The 16,117-nt window shown below is 51.0% G+C and carries 22 protein-coding genes and 1 other annotated feature; of the genes, 19 read left to right on the top strand and 3 right to left on the bottom strand.

Annotated elements, in window-relative coordinates:
• Nucleotides 1-415 precede the first annotated feature (415 nt).
• The 5 genes from H9X84_RS00445 to H9X84_RS00425 all read left to right on the top strand — a co-directional run bounded on the left by H9X84_RS00445 (nt 416) and on the right by H9X84_RS00425 (nt 5,200).
• The gene (locus H9X84_RS00445) at nt 416-901 is read left to right on the top strand and encodes a QueT transporter family protein (protein ID WP_205132349.1); all 486 of its coding nucleotides are present in this window, start codon (nt 416-418) and stop codon (nt 899-901) included.
• A gap of 201 nt (nt 902-1,102) precedes the next feature.
• Nucleotides 1,103-2,047: a hypothetical protein gene (locus tag H9X84_RS00440; RefSeq protein ID WP_205132348.1), complete on the top strand. Its 945-nt coding sequence runs from the start codon at nt 1,103-1,105 to the stop codon at nt 2,045-2,047.
• Between the two features lie 71 nt (nt 2,048-2,118).
• Nucleotides 2,119-2,361 (top strand) — a binding site (T-box leader).
• Between the two features lie 143 nt (nt 2,362-2,504).
• Nucleotides 2,505-3,503: an ABC transporter substrate-binding protein gene (locus H9X84_RS00435; protein ID WP_205132347.1), complete on the top strand. Its 999-nt coding sequence runs from the start codon at nt 2,505-2,507 to the stop codon at nt 3,501-3,503.
• A gap of 37 nt (nt 3,504-3,540) precedes the next feature.
• Entirely contained in the window at nt 3,541-4,434 is an 894-nt protein-coding gene (locus H9X84_RS00430; protein ID WP_205132346.1) for an ABC transporter permease, read from the top strand.
• Nucleotides 4,427-5,200: an ABC transporter ATP-binding protein gene (locus tag H9X84_RS00425; RefSeq protein ID WP_205132345.1), complete on the top strand. Its 774-nt coding sequence runs from the start codon at nt 4,427-4,429 to the stop codon at nt 5,198-5,200. The genes H9X84_RS00430 and H9X84_RS00425 overlap by 8 nt, the downstream gene beginning before the upstream one ends.
• Nucleotides 5,201-5,254: 54 nt before the next feature.
• Here the strand turns inward: H9X84_RS00425 and H9X84_RS00420 are convergent, their stop codons facing one another.
• Genes H9X84_RS00420 through H9X84_RS00410 form a run of 3 tightly spaced genes read right to left on the bottom strand, consistent with a single transcriptional unit; the run spans nt 5,255 to nt 7,193 of the window.
• Nucleotides 5,255-5,713 carry a GNAT family N-acetyltransferase gene (locus tag H9X84_RS00420; protein WP_205132344.1) on the bottom strand — a complete coding sequence of 153 codons (459 nt, stop codon included), beginning with the start codon at nt 5,711-5,713 and terminating at the stop codon, nt 5,255-5,257.
• 33 nt (nt 5,714-5,746) lie between these two features.
• Nucleotides 5,747-6,400: an SGNH/GDSL hydrolase family protein gene (locus H9X84_RS00415; RefSeq protein ID WP_205132343.1), complete on the bottom strand. Its 654-nt coding sequence runs from the start codon at nt 6,398-6,400 to the stop codon at nt 5,747-5,749.
• A gap of 58 nt (nt 6,401-6,458) precedes the next feature.
• Complete coding sequence (locus H9X84_RS00410; protein WP_205132342.1) at nt 6,459-7,193, bottom strand: LytR/AlgR family response regulator transcription factor; 735 nt, start codon at nt 7,191-7,193, stop codon at nt 6,459-6,461.
• A gap of 123 nt (nt 7,194-7,316) precedes the next feature.
• Between H9X84_RS00410 and spoIIIAA the strand changes: the two genes are divergently transcribed.
• From spoIIIAA to H9X84_RS00340, 14 genes are all read left to right on the top strand, one after another.
• The gene (spoIIIAA, locus tag H9X84_RS00405) at nt 7,317-8,408 is read left to right on the top strand and encodes a stage III sporulation protein AA (protein ID WP_205132341.1); all 1,092 of its coding nucleotides are present in this window, start codon (nt 7,317-7,319) and stop codon (nt 8,406-8,408) included.
• Nucleotides 8,290-8,775: a stage III sporulation protein AB gene (locus H9X84_RS00400; RefSeq protein WP_243423480.1), complete on the top strand. Its 486-nt coding sequence runs from the start codon at nt 8,290-8,292 to the stop codon at nt 8,773-8,775. The genes spoIIIAA and H9X84_RS00400 overlap by 119 nt, the downstream gene beginning before the upstream one ends.
• A gap of 19 nt (nt 8,776-8,794) precedes the next feature.
• On the top strand, nt 8,795-8,989 hold the full coding sequence (gene spoIIIAC, locus H9X84_RS00395) for a stage III sporulation protein AC (RefSeq protein WP_205132340.1): 195 nt from the start codon (nt 8,795-8,797) through the stop codon (nt 8,987-8,989).
• A gap of 12 nt (nt 8,990-9,001) precedes the next feature.
• Nucleotides 9,002-9,385 carry a stage III sporulation protein AD gene (spoIIIAD, locus tag H9X84_RS00390; protein WP_205132339.1) on the top strand — a complete coding sequence of 128 codons (384 nt, stop codon included), beginning with the start codon at nt 9,002-9,004 and terminating at the stop codon, nt 9,383-9,385.
• 12 nt (nt 9,386-9,397) lie between these two features.
• Complete coding sequence (locus H9X84_RS00385; protein ID WP_205132338.1) at nt 9,398-10,507, top strand: stage III sporulation protein AE; 1,110 nt, start codon at nt 9,398-9,400, stop codon at nt 10,505-10,507.
• Between the two features lie 13 nt (nt 10,508-10,520).
• Complete coding sequence (locus H9X84_RS00380; protein ID WP_205132337.1) at nt 10,521-11,021, top strand: stage III sporulation protein AF; 501 nt, start codon at nt 10,521-10,523, stop codon at nt 11,019-11,021.
• Entirely contained in the window at nt 11,014-11,559 is a 546-nt protein-coding gene (locus tag H9X84_RS00375; RefSeq protein ID WP_205132336.1) for a hypothetical protein, read from the top strand. Before H9X84_RS00380 ends, H9X84_RS00375 begins: the two co-directional genes overlap by 8 nt.
• A complete protein-coding gene (locus tag H9X84_RS00370; RefSeq protein WP_205132335.1) occupies nt 11,559-12,203 on the top strand; it encodes a SpoIIIAH-like family protein in 645 nt (214 codons plus the stop codon). The genes H9X84_RS00375 and H9X84_RS00370 overlap by 1 nt, the downstream gene beginning before the upstream one ends.
• Before the next feature lie 274 nt (nt 12,204-12,477).
• A complete protein-coding gene (locus H9X84_RS00365; protein ID WP_205132334.1) occupies nt 12,478-12,846 on the top strand; it encodes an Asp23/Gls24 family envelope stress response protein in 369 nt (122 codons plus the stop codon).
• A gap of 70 nt (nt 12,847-12,916) precedes the next feature.
• Nucleotides 12,917-13,315 (top strand): transcription antitermination factor NusB, encoded by a 399-nt coding sequence (gene nusB, locus H9X84_RS00360; protein WP_205132333.1) that lies wholly within the window; start codon nt 12,917-12,919, stop codon nt 13,313-13,315.
• An 18-nt stretch (nt 13,316-13,333) separates the two neighbouring features.
• Nucleotides 13,334-14,569 (top strand): exodeoxyribonuclease VII large subunit, encoded by a 1,236-nt coding sequence (gene xseA / locus H9X84_RS00355; RefSeq protein ID WP_205132332.1) that lies wholly within the window; start codon nt 13,334-13,336, stop codon nt 14,567-14,569.
• Complete coding sequence (gene xseB, locus H9X84_RS00350; protein WP_205132331.1) at nt 14,544-14,774, top strand: exodeoxyribonuclease VII small subunit; 231 nt, start codon at nt 14,544-14,546, stop codon at nt 14,772-14,774. The genes xseA and xseB overlap by 26 nt, the downstream gene beginning before the upstream one ends.
• Before the next feature lies 1 nt (nt 14,775).
• Complete coding sequence (locus tag H9X84_RS00345) at nt 14,776-15,660, top strand: polyprenyl synthetase family protein (RefSeq protein ID WP_205132330.1); 885 nt, start codon at nt 14,776-14,778, stop codon at nt 15,658-15,660.
• Nucleotides 15,661-15,676: 16 nt separating this feature from the next.
• Complete coding sequence (locus tag H9X84_RS00340; protein WP_205132329.1) at nt 15,677-16,105, top strand: divergent PAP2 family protein; 429 nt, start codon at nt 15,677-15,679, stop codon at nt 16,103-16,105.
• Nucleotides 16,106-16,117: the final 12 nt, after the last annotated feature.

Here is a 16,117-nt window from a genome sequence, read left to right as displayed (position 1 = left end):
TATTATAATATCATATTTTTCCCTTTATTGCGAGTTTTTTTTTAGGACTTGACAAATATTATTTGAATTGAATATGTTTTTAATTCCCATGTTTTGGGCGTTTTGTAAATATTGTTGACAAAACCAGTTCATGGAAGAAATGTCTGTGGCAGATTTTAGGGAAGGAAGGTTTTGGCAGATGGAAGGTGTGTATAATCTGTAATATGATACCGGAAGGAACGGGCGGTAATCAGGAAAGAGGAATGCCTCGGAATGAAAGAAGATACCTGTTTTCCGGTTTATTGTATTGACAAAAGCCGCAAAATCACATAAAATAATTCTGCTGTCCCGAAAGGGAAAACTTCATAGGTTGAGATGTTCCTTGCGAAGGACGAAAGTCCCACCATCTCATAAATAAAAAACAGGGGGTTTTTTTATGCAAAAAAATAGTATTACAACAAAAATGGTGGCTTATACGGCGCTGGTAGCGGCGGTTTACGCTGTCATGACGTTGGCGGTAGCGCCTTTAAGCTTTGGAGCGGTACAGCTGAGGGTGTCGGAGATTCTGGTGCTGCTGGCATTTCTGGACAAGCGTTATGCGCCGGGGCTGATTCTGGGATGTTTTATCGCCAACTGCTTCAGTCCTCTTGGCATGGTAGACGCGGTGTTTGGCACAGCCTGCACGGCGGCGGCACTTTTGGGCATTACCCACAGCAAAACGCTGTTCGGAGCGTCTTTGTGGCCCGTTGTCTGCAACGCCTTTTTGGGGGTGGAATATTATTTCCTGCAGAACGCGCCGCTGCTTTTGACAGCGGGAAGCATTGCCGCAGGCGAATTTCTGGCGGTATCCTGCATAGGATATGTGGTGTTCCGTCAGGTCCTGAAAAATGGCGCATTGGTGCGCCAGCTGCAGATTGGCTGAAAGAGAAACAAAGCGCCGAAGGGATTCTTTGCGGATTCCTTCGGCTTTTTTCATGGGCGAAAGCGGATGCCGGATATCTTTAGCCGGAAATCGCGGCAGAAAGGCACTTGCCAAATCGGTGATTGTTTTCTTCAGGAGCGTCTGTGATTCCCGTCTTTTTTCCCTTCCTGCCGCATAGCATGGAAGGGGAGGTGGAGAGTTATGGGCAAGAAGAAGATCGTCCTGCTACTGTCGGCCCTGATCCTGCTGGGCGGCTATACGGCGGCGGCCTGGGCCAGAATAGAGGGAGATCTGTCTCAAAGGCAGGTAGAGGACCCGAATTCGGAAAAAAATCGGGAGGATATCGCCAAAAGTGTTTTGGAGTCAACAGGGAGAACAGGACAGTATGATTTGTCGGATCTGGAGGATGTGACCGTTTACTTTGGCGGAGCGGTTACGGGCAACGAGGAGGATGTACTGGTATCCCTCAGCTTTGGGCCGAAAAATACGGTGATCGCCGCCTATACGCCCGATGGGAATGTATATGAATATGCAGGCGATCTGGGGAATTTTTATGGAGTGCGCAATATTCGTTTTGTGCCTTCCCCGGAACTGGGAAAAGATATTGTCATTGTGCGGGAAAATGTGGATCAGTCTCTGGGATCGTTTGAACAGACGGACGTTCTGCGGGGATATGTATATGAAAATAATGGGTTTCGGGATGTGCTGAATACGCCGGAAAAAATAGAGAGCAGCTGGAACAATATCTGGAACCAGTCGGATATCCGAGAAGAAAGTTTATGGAGACGGGTTACGGAAAATACGGAAAGCAGCTGGAGCAGTGGAGAAAATCCGCAGCTGACCATCACCAGATACCAGGATTATCTGGAGTCCAGCGATCAGTCGGAGGGCCAGGTGCCGGAGGACGAAACCTTTGATAAGAAACAGAGCAGGGTCGTAGTGGAGCGGTTTTACTGGTCCGAGGAGTGGGGGCGTTTCATTCTTCGGGAGGCCGTAGAAAAGGCCACGGGAGAAAAAGTCGCCATTGTGGAGGATCTTTCTGCTTCCCCCTATTTGCTGGCAGGATTGGCAGATGATAAGGATTACGGTATCCTCCGGAAGGATGGCACATTGGATTATGTGAAGGAAGAAGAGTTAGAGTTTTAAAACTGTGGGACGTTTTTTGACAAAAACGTATTGACAAATGGTTTTGTGATGTTATAATAGCACTATCAAATGAAAAACCTGTGATTAAGAGGAGTAGTTTTGCAGTCTGTACTTTCAGAGAGCCGTGGATGGTGGGAATACGGCAGTCAGCGTAAAATGAATGGACTTATGAGGGCGGACGAAAGCGAGAGCAAGTAGTAACCGACGGGAGCCGCACCCGTTACCCAGGCGGACTGCATGAATGTGCAGGATATGAGTGGATGTTTTTTCATCAATTTGGGTGGTACCGCAGGATAATCAGTCTTGTCCCATAGTAATATGGCGACAGGACTTTTTTTATTGCAGGAGGTCGATGAATATGAAGTTACCCGGCAAACGATGGCGAATCTGGTAAAAAAGAACAGGACACAATTTATGGATAGATCAAAAAATTAAGAGAAAAAAGGAGAGATTTACTATGAAAAAAATGATGGCTTTGACAATGGCAATGGTAATGACAGCAATGGCACTGACAGGCTGCGGCGGTTCCTCAGATGCTTCCGGCAGTGACAGCGCCAGTGGCGATATCCCCGTTATCGGCATTTCTCAGTTCGCGGAACACGCTTCTTTGGATAACTGCCGGGAAGGCTTTATTCAGGGGCTGGAAGAAAGCGGCCTGGTAGAAGGTGTGGATTTTGTCATTGATTACCAGAACGCCGATTCCGATACACAGCTGGCAACACAGATCGCCCAGAACTTCTCCGCAAATAATGTAGCGCTGATGTGCGGTATCGCGACACCTTCCGCAACAGCCTGCTACGCAGCGGCAGAGGATAAGAATATTCCCGTTATCTTTACAGCGATCACAGACCCTGTGGAAGCAAAGCTGGACAGCGGCAACATCACAGGCACCAGCGATAAACTGCCCATCGACCAGCAGCTGCAGCTGATCCGTGATCTGCAGCCGGAAGCAAAGACCATTGGTATCCTGTATACCACCAGCGAACCCAACTCTGTTTCCGCTATCAAGGAATATGAGGAAAAAGCGCCTTCCTACGGTTTTACTATTGAAAGCATCGGCGTAACACAGCAGTCTGAGGTAGTACAGGCAGCGGATACACTGATCTCCAAAGGCGTTGACTGCTTTACAAATCTGACAGATAATACTGTAGTGGATGTACTGCCCTCCATTCTGGAAAAAACAAATGACGCAGGCATCCCTGTTTATGGCAGCGAGATCGAACAGGTAAAACTGGGCTGTGTGGCTTCCGCCGGCATTGAATATGTAGCTCTGGGCAGACAGACCGGCGCTATGGCGGCAAAGATCCTGAAGGGTGAAGCAACCGCGGAGGAAATGCCTTATGAAACCATTTCCGAATGTGAATACTACATCAATTCCGAAACAGTAGCCGCTATGGGCATCACTGTACCGGAAGAAATCGCTTCCGTAGCTACTGACGTGGCGGCAGAAGCGTAAGTAAAGCAGCAAAAGCAGTTAGAAAGAGGTTTCCGCAATGAACGCAATTTTTGAATTATGCATCAGTACGCTGACACAGGGCTTTATCTACGCACTGCTGTCCTACGGCGTATATATCACTTATAAAATACTGGACTTTCCCGATCTGACCGTAGACGGCAGCTTCCCGCTGGGGGCTGCCGTGGGCGCCTTGCTTCTGGTAAAGGGCACGAATCCCTTCCTGACGCTGCTGGCGGCTTTGGCTGTGGGGGCTGTGGCGGGCTTTGTGACTGGCTTTATCCATGTCAAGCTGGGTGTAAGAGACCTGCTGGCGGGGATCATTACCATGACAGGCCTGTTTTCCATTAACCTGCAGATTGCTGGCTCCAATCTGGCGGTAGAACGCAGTATCGACACCATTTTTACTTCCGGCCCCATTATGGCGGTTATGGGAAATGCTTCCCTGATCTACCGGAAATTTGTGGTGACTCTGATACTGGCTATTGTGGTGAAGCTGGTACTGGATTGGTATCTGAAAACGAAAAATGGTCTGCTGCTGCGGGCCGTAGGCGATAATCCCACATTGGTTACTACTTTGGCGAAGGACAAAGGGACTGTAAAACTTATCGGTCTGGTCATTGCCAATGCGCTGGTATCTCTTTGCGGCGCCGTGGTATGTCAGGAACAGCGTTCCTTCTTCAGCACCATGGGTACCGGTCAGGTGGTATTTGGTCTGGCGGCGGTTATTATCGGTACGACATTGTTCCGGAAAATGAGTGTGGTCAAAGCGACCACAGCCGTTATGATCGGCAGTATCTTCTATAAAGCCTGCATACAGGTAGCCATCAGCCTGGGGCTGCCGTCCAATCTGATGAAGCTGGCGACAGCGGTGCTGTTCCTGCTGATTCTGGTATTGGGCAATAAACGGAAAGGCGGTGCGGAACATGCTTGAGCTGAAACAGATCCGAAAAGTATATAATCCCGGCACAGTAACAGAAATGTGTCTTTTCGATAATTTTAATCTGACCGTCAATGACGGAGAATTTGTTTCCATTGTCGGCAGTAATGGCAGCGGCAAGACTTCCATGCTGAATATTATCTGCGGCAGTATCCCCATTGAGGGCGGCCAGGTGCTGATCGGCGGAAAAGACATTTCCAAAATGAAGGATTTCCAGCGGTATCGGACCATTGGACGGGTGTATCAGAATCCTTCCATGGGTACCTGTCCCAATCTGACCATGCTGGAAAATATGTCTTTGGCGGACAATAAGGGCAAACGCTTTGGTTTGAGCTTTGGTGTCAACAAAGCCAGAGAATCTTATTACCGGGAACAGCTTTCCATTCTGGGGCTGGGTCTGGAGGATAAAATGGATGTAAAGCTGGGGGCCCTTTCCGGCGGCCAGAGACAGGCGGCGGCCCTGATTATGTCCACACTGACGCCCATTGAATTTCTGATCCTGGACGAACATACCGCGGCTTTGGACCCGAAAACAGCCGAGGTCATTATGGAACTGACCCATAAGGTCGTAGAAGAGAAAAAACTGACTGCCATGATGGTAACCCATAATCTGCGTTATGCGGTGGAATACGGCACCCGTCTGATTATGATGGATAAAGGCGGTATCGTTATGGACAAAGGCGGTTTGGAAAAAGAACATACAAAGGTGGAGGACATTCTGGATGTATTTACCTCCATCAGTATTGAATGCGGTAACTAAACAGCGGAAACAAAAAAGGAATGAGAACCTGAAAAAGGTCTCATTCCTTTTTTGTTATCGGCCCAGCCGGTTTTCCGTCATATCTTCGCCGGTAAGACTTTTGGAAAATTTGTAGTGGAAATTGCGCATCCCTTCCCGCAGATAAAAACGGTGGGTATCTTTGCGCAGCTGGTTGCAGGCTACCTCCATCTGGATACAGCCGGCCTCCTTTGCCAGAGTGCAGGCGTGGAGGAACAGGGCTTTCCCCAGACCGTTGTTCCGGCAGGAGGGAGCTACCGCCAGCTCCATGATCTCGGCGATACGCGCCGCATGATGCAGCTGTTCCTCAAAACGCAGGTTCAGCATTCCCAGAACCTGTCCTTCCTCTTTCAGAAGCAGACAGTAAAAATCAGGACGGGCCAACTGCCCCAGAAAGATATTATGAAAACGGTCATAGGGCAGTTCTTTCTGCTCCATATCACAGATCAGCTTGTAAACGGCCCGGCAGTCCTCCGCCTGTGCTTTTTGAAACATACCATCATCTCTCTTTCCTCTTTGGGGTAAGGTTCAGACTTCCTTTGTTTTTGTCAGAATATGCTTGATTTCCGTCAATACCAGACGGTACAGGATGTCGTAGCCCCTGGGGCTTAAATGAATACCGTCATATTGGAAGCAGGCCTCATAGTCTGCTTTTTCTTTGATTTCCTGATAGGCGGAGAAAAGGTCGATCAGAGGCAGTCCGTATTCCGCCGCCAGTTTTTTGACGATCTCCCCAAAATGCTCCAGCCGGTCATTGGTGGTAAAGGGGTAGAAATCTGTATCTACCATGGAGGGCGGCGTCATCAGCACCGGAATGGAACGCCCGGAGAAAACAGGGTTTCCGGTGGAAAGGGACAGAATGGATTCTATGATCTGCCGCAGGTTTTTCTCATATTCATAAGGTGTGCGGTATTGCCCCTCATTGAGTGCGCTGTCGTTGGAGCCAAAGAGGATCAGTACGATTTGCGGCTTTCTTTTTAGTACGCTCATGGGTAGCCGGTGCAGTCCCTCTCTGGTAGTTTGGCCGTTGATGCCACTGTTGATAATGTCCCATTGGATCTGCGGGAAGATCTGCGGCAGATCCATGGACAGACGGTAAGGATAAGCCACATCCTCCAGTACGCCGTATCCGTAAGTTAAACTGTCGCCAAACCCTACAATGGTGATTTTTTTATTTTCCATAATAAGACCCTCCCTTTCTGCTGATTTTATTTTACAGAAGGGGAGGGAGAAAGTCAAATCAGCTGCCAATGGAAGAGAGGATGTTTTCCAGAAAGGATTTTTTGAAATGGCGGCTAATATAGGCATGTTTTCCACTTTGGAAAAAGGAGATCTCCCAGGGGGATTTGCTTTTGTCGATCTGGGAGATATTATGCAGATTTACCAGAAAAGAACGATGGGTCTGAACGATAAAGGGACAATTCAGATCCTCCTTGACTTTATACAGAGGAAGAGGAAAAGCATATTCGGCGGTTTTGGTATGAATGATGGTCTTTTTTAATACGATTTCAATATAGAGGATGTCATCATAGGGAACGGAGAAAATCCCTTTTGGGGTGTCAATGCGAAAGCAGGACTCCCGCAGCAGCCGCGTTCTGCAATATATCTCGTGATAGTGCTGCAAAAGGCGGACCAGCTCTTCCTGGCGTTCTCTGGTCAGAGGAATGACACAGCATTCACAGCAGTTCCATTTCCAAAAGGCCCAGAAAAGATGCTCCAGCCGGGAGGAAAGGAACAGTACGGGTGTGAAATGGTAAGCCTCTTTGCTCCGCAGGTGTTTTAACAGCCGTTGTGACTGTATAAATTCCTCATCGGGCAGCAGGAGGACACAATGAATTTCCCTGTGGCGGCAGAGGAGAAACGCCTCTTCCAGGGTAGTACATTCCAGAATGGCGGTATCCGGGAGTCTTTGCCTGAGTATTTGCGGGATTTTTTCGTTGCAGGCGGTAAAAGAAGCAAACAGTATGGTGAACATATGGACATCTCCTTAAGGAATTTTGCAAATTTCGACAATTTATTATATCACGATTTATAACATTTGAAAAGTGGAATCATAGAAATCATTTCAGGAGAATATATTGGAAAAGGAGGTGAGAGGATGCGGGAGGAAATACGCAGGTGCCTGAGCGATGAAATTGGGGATATTCTTGATAAAATAAAGGGATCGGACCAGATACAGGAGGTCCGCCTGCGAAATGGACAGCCCCTGTGGGTGCGGGCAGGCGGCAGGGGGTTCTTCCCTGACGCGGCGGGGAATGCGGTATTGCCGGAACAGGGAAAAATAATATCGAAACGTGATATAAAAGTGACGGTTTCCAAGCTCAGTGCCTATTCGCTTTATGCCTTTGAGGAAGAGCTGTGCAGGGGTTTTTTGACCATAGAAGGCGGGCACCGCGTGGGTTTCTGCGGAAAAGCGGTTATGGAGGGCGGCCGGATCAAAACCCTGCATCAAATCAGTTCTCTGAATATCCGTGTGGCACGGCAGGTGTTTGGCTGTGCGGAAAAAATTCTGCCTTTTGTACAGGAAGGAGACCGTTTTCTGTCCTCAGTACTGATTTCGCCGCCGGGATGCGGGAAGACAACGCTGCTGCGGGAAATGATCCGCTGTCTTAGCAGGAGCGGGATCACCATTGGCGTGGCCGATGAGCGGGGAGAGATTGCCGGGATGCGGGACGGGCTGGCACAGATGGAGCTGGGACCCTGCACAGATATTATGTATGGCTGCCCTAAGGCCCAGGCCATGGAAATGCTGCTGCGCAGTATGTCGCCGGAGATCATCGCGGCGGACGAGCTGGGGCGGGAGGAGGAATATGAAGCGGTAGAGGCTATGGTTCATGGCGGCGTGGAAATTCTCTGTACCATGCATGGCAGTTCCATGGAGGATATCCTGCGGCGGAAACTTCCCTGTCATATGGCGCGGCAGGGAATGTTGAAACGATACATTTTTCTGTCGGCGGACAGAGGCGCGGGAATAGTAGAGCGGATTCTGGATGAAAGGGGAACTGTGCTGTTTCAGAGAAAGGAGGAGACGGCGGATGTGGCTGCGGGCTCTGGGAATGATTTTGATTTTAATGACAACAACGCTCAGCGGCGCTTTTTTTGTCCTGCGGGAGAGATATCGTCTGGCGGATTTGAAGGAGCTGGAGCGGGCCTTAGGACTGCTGGAAAATCACATGGCTTATTTGTCTGAGCCGCTGCCGGAGGTGTTTTTCAGTATCAGCTGCAAGACCGGCGGCATGGTGGGGCTGATTCTTCAGGAAACGGCGGAGGAAATGGCCCGCAGGCAGCAGGAGACAGCCGAGGAGATCTGGGAGCGGGTCTGGCAGAAATATCTGCCAAAAACCTATTTTACGGCGGTGGATCTGGAGGCGATCCTGCATTTTGGACAAACCCTGGGCTTTTTGGATCAAAAACAGCAGGTGGGAAGCGCGAAGCTGCTGTTGGGCTATCTGCGGGAGACGCAGGCGTCCCTGCAAAGGAAACTGGAGAAAAACGGCAGACTGTACTACGGCATGGGAATGCTGGGCGGCATTTTGCTGGTGGTGGTGCTGCTGTAAGGAAACGAGGGGGAGAGACATGGAGATCGGCATATTATTTCGGATTGCGGCGGTGGGGATTCTGGTTGCGGTGCTGAATCAGATTCTGCTGCGGGCAGGCAGGGAAGAAACGGCGATGATGACAACGCTGGCGGGGCTGGTACTGGTGCTGTTCTGGGTCATTGAATATATCGGCACTCTGTTTGAGACCATCCGGACCTTATTTCAGCTATAAGGGGGGATTGGTATGGATATGGCGCAGATGGCGGCGGTGGGACTGACGGGTACGCTTTTGGCGGTAACGCTGCGCCGGGAGAATGCGCAGATGGCGCTGCTTGTCTCCGTGACCACAGGAGTGCTGCTGTTTTTGTCTCTGCTTTCGCCCTTGGGAGAACTGCTGGGGATATTGCAGGAAACGGCCCAGAAGGCCGGCGTTTCCGATGGATATTTTACCATTGTGCTGAAGGTCATCGGCATCGCCTATCTTGCCCAGTTCGGCGCCCAGCTTTGTATGGACGCCGGGGAAACGGCCATCGCGGCTAAGATAGAGCTGGCGGGAAAGATCCTGATTATGGCTGTTTCAGCGCCGGTGCTGGTGGAACTGCTGGATGTGGTGCTGCATCTGGTGTAAGGGGGAGAAACTATGAAAAAATGCATGGGGATACTGCTGACGCTGGTGATGCTGCTGTTCCCCAAAATGGCTTACGCCTCAGATCTGGCCTTGTCTCAGCTGGAGGATCTGGAACTGTCTCGGGCGGATGAGATGGCGGAGGAAGCGGGGGCGGGAACCAGCCTTTCCCAACTGATCGAAGAGATACTGATGGGAGAGTACAGCTTTTCCATGGAGGACTGGGCGGACAGGCTGTGGGAGATGGCCTTTGGAGAACTGGCGGCCCAGAAGTCTTTGTTGATCCAGCTGCTGCTGGTGGTGGTTCTGGCGGCGATCCTACGGAATGTAAGCCTTTCCTTTCACGGAAGACAAGTGGGGGATATGGGCTTCTATGTCTGCTATATGGTGCTGATTGTGGTGATTTTATCCACATTTTTTGAGATAACAGAGGCCGTTGTGGAGAGAATTGACCTGATTGGCTCCATATTTACGGCGATGCTGCCGGCATTTCTGGTTCTGGCGGCATCCTCGGGAAATCTGACGCAGACGGCTTTGATGGGGCCCACCATGATGGGGGGATGCACGCTCATGGTTTATGCCATCCGACGCCTCATCGTTCCGGGAGTATTTTTGGCGGTAGGACTGGCTATGACGGACTGCCTTTCGGAAAAGCCTGTAACGGGACGTCTGGCGGAGCTTTTGAAAAAAGGAATGTCCTGGGGAGTAAAGGGATTCGCTGTGGTGTTTATGCTGCTGCTGTCTTTACAGAAGATCGGCGGCGGCGCCATCAATTCTCTGGCGGTGCGGACGGCGAAAATCGCTGTGAACGCTGTGCCGGTAGTAGGGAATGTTATGGGCGGGGCGGTGGATACGGCGGCGGCTGTTTCCGGCACTTTGCGAAACGGTACGTTAGCGGCGGCAGCGGTGCTGCTTTTGCTGCTGTGCCTGCCTATCTGCGTGAAGCTGGCGGTGATGACATTGATTTTCTATTTCGCGGCAGCGGCAGTGGAGTCTTTTTGCGAGGAACGTCTGGTGCAGTGCGTCAGCGCGGCGGGAGAGTATATGGCTTTGCTGTTGGGGGTGGTATTTTTGGCGGAAGTCATGTTTTTGTTCTGTGCCGTACTGCTGCTGGGGGTTATTTAAAGGGGGAAAAGGAATGGCGGAGGCATTTGCCGCATATATAAAAACTATAACGGCGTTGACGTTATTTTCCGTTATGGCAGGCCTGTTGATGCCGGAAGGCAGCTTTCGGAAGTATCTGGAAATGGTGCTGGGCGTGATGATACTTTCGGCAGTGATACAGCCTTTATTTCATTTGGGAGGAGCGCTTGCGCTGCCGTCGGCGCAGTGGGAAGAGGACCTCCCGGGGGAAGAGGAGTATGCCGCTTTGCAGGAGAAATGGAGCCATGACGCTTATGAGGCGCAGATGGAAGAGGCGATACTGATGGATCTTCGGGCGGAGGACGACACGGTGGAATGGGTGCGTGTCGGCTGGGATCAAGATCCCGATTCCGATACATACGGCGCGCTGGAATCTTTGGAAATCGGCGGAAAAGATACACAGGAACAAATCAAAGTGTACGCGGCGAAACGGTATGCGCTGTGCCCGGCAGAGATATCCGTATCGCCATGGGGAGAAGGTGACACAGATGAATGAATCCTTTTTCCGGCAGTTGTTTCAGCCGGAAAACAAAGGGAAGAGAAATCGGCTGGCAGCGGCCTTTTTTCTGGGTATCCTCCTTCTGGTGGGAAGCAAGGGACTATTTTCCCAGAAGGAAGCGCCGGAGCAGCCGCCCGTGCAGACCGTAACGGTTCAGGAGGAAAAGGATATCCAGCAGGAAATGGAGGAGATCCTTTCCACTGTGGCCGGAGCGGGGAAGGTAAGAGTCATGGTGACCTATCGTTCCGGGGCGGAACAGGTGCTGGCGACAGAGGAAAGGCGGGAAGAGAGCAGCAAGACCACAGAGGAATCCATACAGACGGAGCGCACGGTGGTGCTGGCGGACAATGGTGACGGGCAAAGCCCCATCGTTCTGACAGAACAGTCGCCTGTTGTGGAGGGTGTGGTTATTGTGGCGGAGGGAGGAGAGGACCCAGTGGTCTGCGGCAGACTGACGGAAGCGGCCCAGGCTTTGCTGGATATCCCATCCCATAAAATCGCCGTATTGAAAATGAAGCAAGGGGGAGAGGGTTAATGTTTCAGGTAAAACGGAATCAGGTTGTAGTAACGGCGCTGGCGGTAATGATCGCGGCGGCGGGGTATTTGAATTTTCAGGAGAGCAAGCTGTCGGAAGGGACGCAGACAGCCATGCAGTTGTCGGAAGAGGGAGATCTGACGGCGCTGCTGGATGAGGATTACGCGGCACTGCCCGATGATCTGGAGGCGGAGGAACCGCTGGACCCTATTACGGCGGAGGTGTCGGCCACAACGGGAGACGGTGCGGCGGTCTATGCCAGCGCGGAAAGCAGCGCCAGCAGCCTGGAGGGGTATTTTGCCGAGGCCAAGCTGGAACGGGAGCAGGCCAGAGCGAAGCAGAAGGATCTGCTGACGGAAATGCTGGATAATCAGAATATTACTGACGCCCAGAAAGAAAAATGCAGTGAAAGCATGCTCCAGATCCAGGAACGCATCGAGAAGGAAACGGCGGCGGAATCCATGATACAATCTAAGGGGTTCAGTCATGCCTATGTGCGTATTGATGATGATACGGTAGATGTTGTGGTTTCCAAAGATAATTTGACAGAGGCGGAAGTAGCGCAGATCCAGGATATTGTCACCAGAAAAACAGGATATCAGGCGGATCAGATTCGTATTTCTACCTGGAAGCAGGGAAAATAAAAAAAGTACAGCCGGAAATACCCGAAAGGAAGGGGGATCTCCGGCTGATTTTTTTTGTTTCCGAAAAGGAAAAGAGGCGGTATCGGCCGCAATATTTAAAATTTTTTAAGAAAATTGACTGTCTTTTTATACATATCACGTTGCATATTTATTTGCATTAAATGAGAATATCTGCTATAATAATACAACAAAGTAGAAGATTTCATAGATTCGTATGGATTCTTTTTTTCATGTATAGAATGGTGAATATAGAAAAAAGACAGGAGGTAGCGAAATGTCTGAGTATAAAGGAAACAATGGTCAGATCCAGATCGCGGATGAGGTTATCAGCTTGATCGCGGTGACAGCCGCGCTGGAAGTAGAAGGCGTTATGGAAGGCTACGGCGGAAATAAAAGCTTTACGGAATTTTTCGGCAAAAAAGGCCAGACCAAATGCGTCAGAGTGACCAATGAGAACAATGAGGTTGTTCTGGATATGGAAATTATTGTAAAATTCGGAACAAAGGTCCAGACCGCGGCGGAAGAAGTACAGAAAAAGGTAAAGAACGCCGTGGAGACTATGACCGGTCTGAACGTGCCCGCAGTTAATGTTGCCGTTACGGGCATTGTAAAAGAAAAAGCCGCGGCGGCGGAAGAAGAATAATCAGTCACTATGTACCACTCCCGTCAGGAGTGGTATTTGTCCTTTATAATTTGATCTACGGAGGGAAAGTATGAGCCGAAGAAGTGCGAGAAAAAACGCGTTTATTCTCCTGTTTCAGATGGAGTTTAATGAGGAATACGAAGAATTGAAGGAAATGTTTTTTGAGGAAAAGGAAGATCCTGTCTCGGAGGAGGACAAGGCCTTTATCCTTGCGGCGGTAGACGGCGTAAAGGAGCACCAGACAGAGATCGACGCTTTGATCGACAGCTTTGCCAAAGGCTGGGATACTGAACGGATGAATCGTGTGGATCTGGCGATCCTGCGGCTGGCAGTCTATGAAATGCGCTATTCTCAGGATACGCCGGTGGGCGTTGCCATCAATGAGGCAGTGGAAATGGCAAAGAAATTCAGCTCTGATGAAGCACCTGCCTTTATCAACGGCATTTTGGGCAAGATCGCTTCTGCCTGAGAGAATGGATGATGTGAAATGATGGAACCCAAGGTTTTTACCGTTGGGCAGATCAATCGGTATATTAAAAATCTGCTGGAAAATGATATTATCCTCAGCAGTCTTCTGGTGCGGGGGGAAATCTCTAATTTTAAGGCACATTCTTCAGGGCATCTGTATTTTTCCCTGAAGGACCCCAGCGGCGCCATCAGCTGCATGATGTTTCGGGCGGACGCGGCGGCGCTGCCCTTTTTGCCGGAAAACGGGATGCAGGTCATTGTATATGGCCATATATCCCTCTATGAGAGGACGGGGCAATATCAGCTTTACGCGGAGATTATGGAGCCGGTGGGCATCGGCGCTTTGCAGGCGGCTTTTGAGCAGCTGAAGGAAAAACTGGCGGCGGAAGGTCTTTTTGATCCGGATTTTAAGCGGGAGATCCCAAAAAATCCGTCCTGTATTGCCGTCATTACTTCCCCTACGGGAGCGGCGGTGCGGGATATTGTGCATATCGTCAAACGCAGAGACCCTTCCGTAAAGCTGGTGATCGTGCCGACACTGGTACAGGGCGAGGCCGCGGCGGAGGATATTGTCCGCTCCTTGCGGCTGGTCAACAGCTGGGGAAAAGCCGATGTGATTATACTGGGCCGGGGCGGCGGTTCTATGGAAGACCTGTGGTGCTTTAACGAGGAGGCCGTGGCAAGGGCCATTTTCGCTTCGGAGATCCCGGTGATTTCTGCAGTAGGCCATGAAACAGACTTTACCATTGCTGATTTTACGGCGGATCTGCGGGCGGCGACGCCTTCCGCGGCGGCGGAACTGGCGACCACCCCTCTGGAGGAAAAACGGGATGGTCTAAGGCGGCTGCGGATGCGGCTGGATCGGGACATGGACGCTGTCATGACCCAGTGCAGACGGCGGCTGGAGTATATGAAGAACCGGCCGGTGCTGGCCAGACCCTGGGAGAGGTTCCGGCAGCATCGGATTTATGTGGAGGAACAGACCCGCCGCATGACAAGAGAAATGACAAGGCAGCTGGAAAACGCGGCAAAGGATTTGCTGACGATGGAGGACCGCCTGGCGGCGGCATCGCCTCTGGCGGTAATGAAACGAGGCTTTTTGACGGCAAGAACTGCGGAAGGAAAGCTGTTGACTTCCGTGGAACAGACGGAAGTGGGGGACAAGATTCGATTGGAACTGCGGGACGGCAGTTTATGGACAGAAATCAAGGAAAAGGCGGTGAGGACCCATGGCGAAAAAGAAGGTATCCTTTGAGGAAGCGATGACACGGCTGGAAGAAATCGTGGAGCGGATGGAAACAGAGGAGCTGCTGCTGGAGGATGCGGTAAAGCTGTATCAGGAAGGACTGTCCCTTTCGGCGGTCTGCCGGGAAAAGCTGGCGGCGGCGGAAGGCACGGTAACCATGCTGCGCAAGGAAGCGGGGCTGTGGGAAGAGACCCCTTTTGAGGAGGAAGAATAACATGGATTTTAAACAGGAACTGCAAGAGCGGATCAAAGAAATCGAAGAAGCGCTGGAACATTATATCCCGCGGCAGGAAGCCTTTCCTCCCGTGATTTTTGAGGCCATGCGGTATAGTTTGTTTGCCGGCGGCAAGCGGCTGCGCCCCATGATGGTATTGGCGGCCTGTGAGGCCGTAGGAGGGGATAAGAAAAAGGCAGAGCCCTTTGCCTGCGCTCTGGAGATGATTCATACCTATTCTCTGATCCATGACGATCTGCCGGCCATGGATAACGATGATTATCGTCGGGGCCGGCCGACTTCCCATAAAGTCTTTGGGGAGGATATGGCGATTCTGGCGGGAGACGGACTGCTGCACCATGCCATGGAGATCATGGCAAAGGCCTGCTGGGAGAACCCGTCCAAAGAGACCTGCGGCGCTATGTATGCCATTGCCAAAGGAGCGGGCGTTCACGGAATGCTGACAGGACAGGCTGTGGATGTGCAGTATGACGGCAAGCCTATGGAAAAAGAGGTATTGGAATTTATTCATGTGCATAAAACGGCGGCTATGATCCGCGGCGCTCTGGAAGCGGGCGCGAGAGCCGGCGGCGCGCCGGAGGAAGTGGTGGAACGCTTTGGTCTGGCCGGGGAAAAGATTGGTGTGGCCTTTCAGATCCTGGATGACATTCTGGATGTGACCAGCACCACGGAAGAATTGGGCAAACCAGTACACAGCGATGAAAAGAATCAGAAAACAACCTATGTGACGCTGTACGGCATTGAAAAATCCAAAGAGATTGCGGCACAGCTGTCCCGGGAAGCGGAGGAAATCTGGAAGGAACAGGGAGAAAGCTGCCACTTCCTGCTGGAGCTGACCTCCTATCTTTTGAAGCGTACCTATTGAGAAAGAAGTGGATTCTATGGGAATTGAAGCACTTTTATATAATAAGCCCCTGTGGGCGGCACTGATTTCCTGGGCTATTGCTCAGGGCTTTAAAACACTTCGTCCCATTGTGACGGAGCGGAAATTTGACGCCAGCCGGCTGACGGGAACAGGCGGAATGCCCAGCTCCCATTCCTCGACGGTTATGGCGCTGACGGTAAGCGTGGGAAAATACAATGGATTTGATTCGGCGTTGTTCGCGGCTTGTTTGATTTTCTCTTTTGTGGTCATGTATGACGCGGCGGGAATCCGCAGAGCGGCAGGCAAACAGGCGGAAATTCTGAATTACCTGATCGAGCACCATAAGCTGCCGAATTTCCAGAGAGTGAAAGAACTGCTGGGTCATACGCCTCTGGAAGTGTTTGTAGGAGCCATTCTGGGTATTGTGATTGGCTGGCTTTTTTAAGGAAGGTGATGA

Origin of the sequence: Anaerotignum lactatifermentans (assembly GCF_016902535.1) — a bacterium.
In the GTDB taxonomy this organism is placed as follows: Bacteria; Bacillota; Clostridia; order Lachnospirales; family Anaerotignaceae; genus Anaerotignum; species Anaerotignum lactatifermentans_A.
This window is presented reverse-complemented; position numbering and strand designations above follow the sequence as displayed.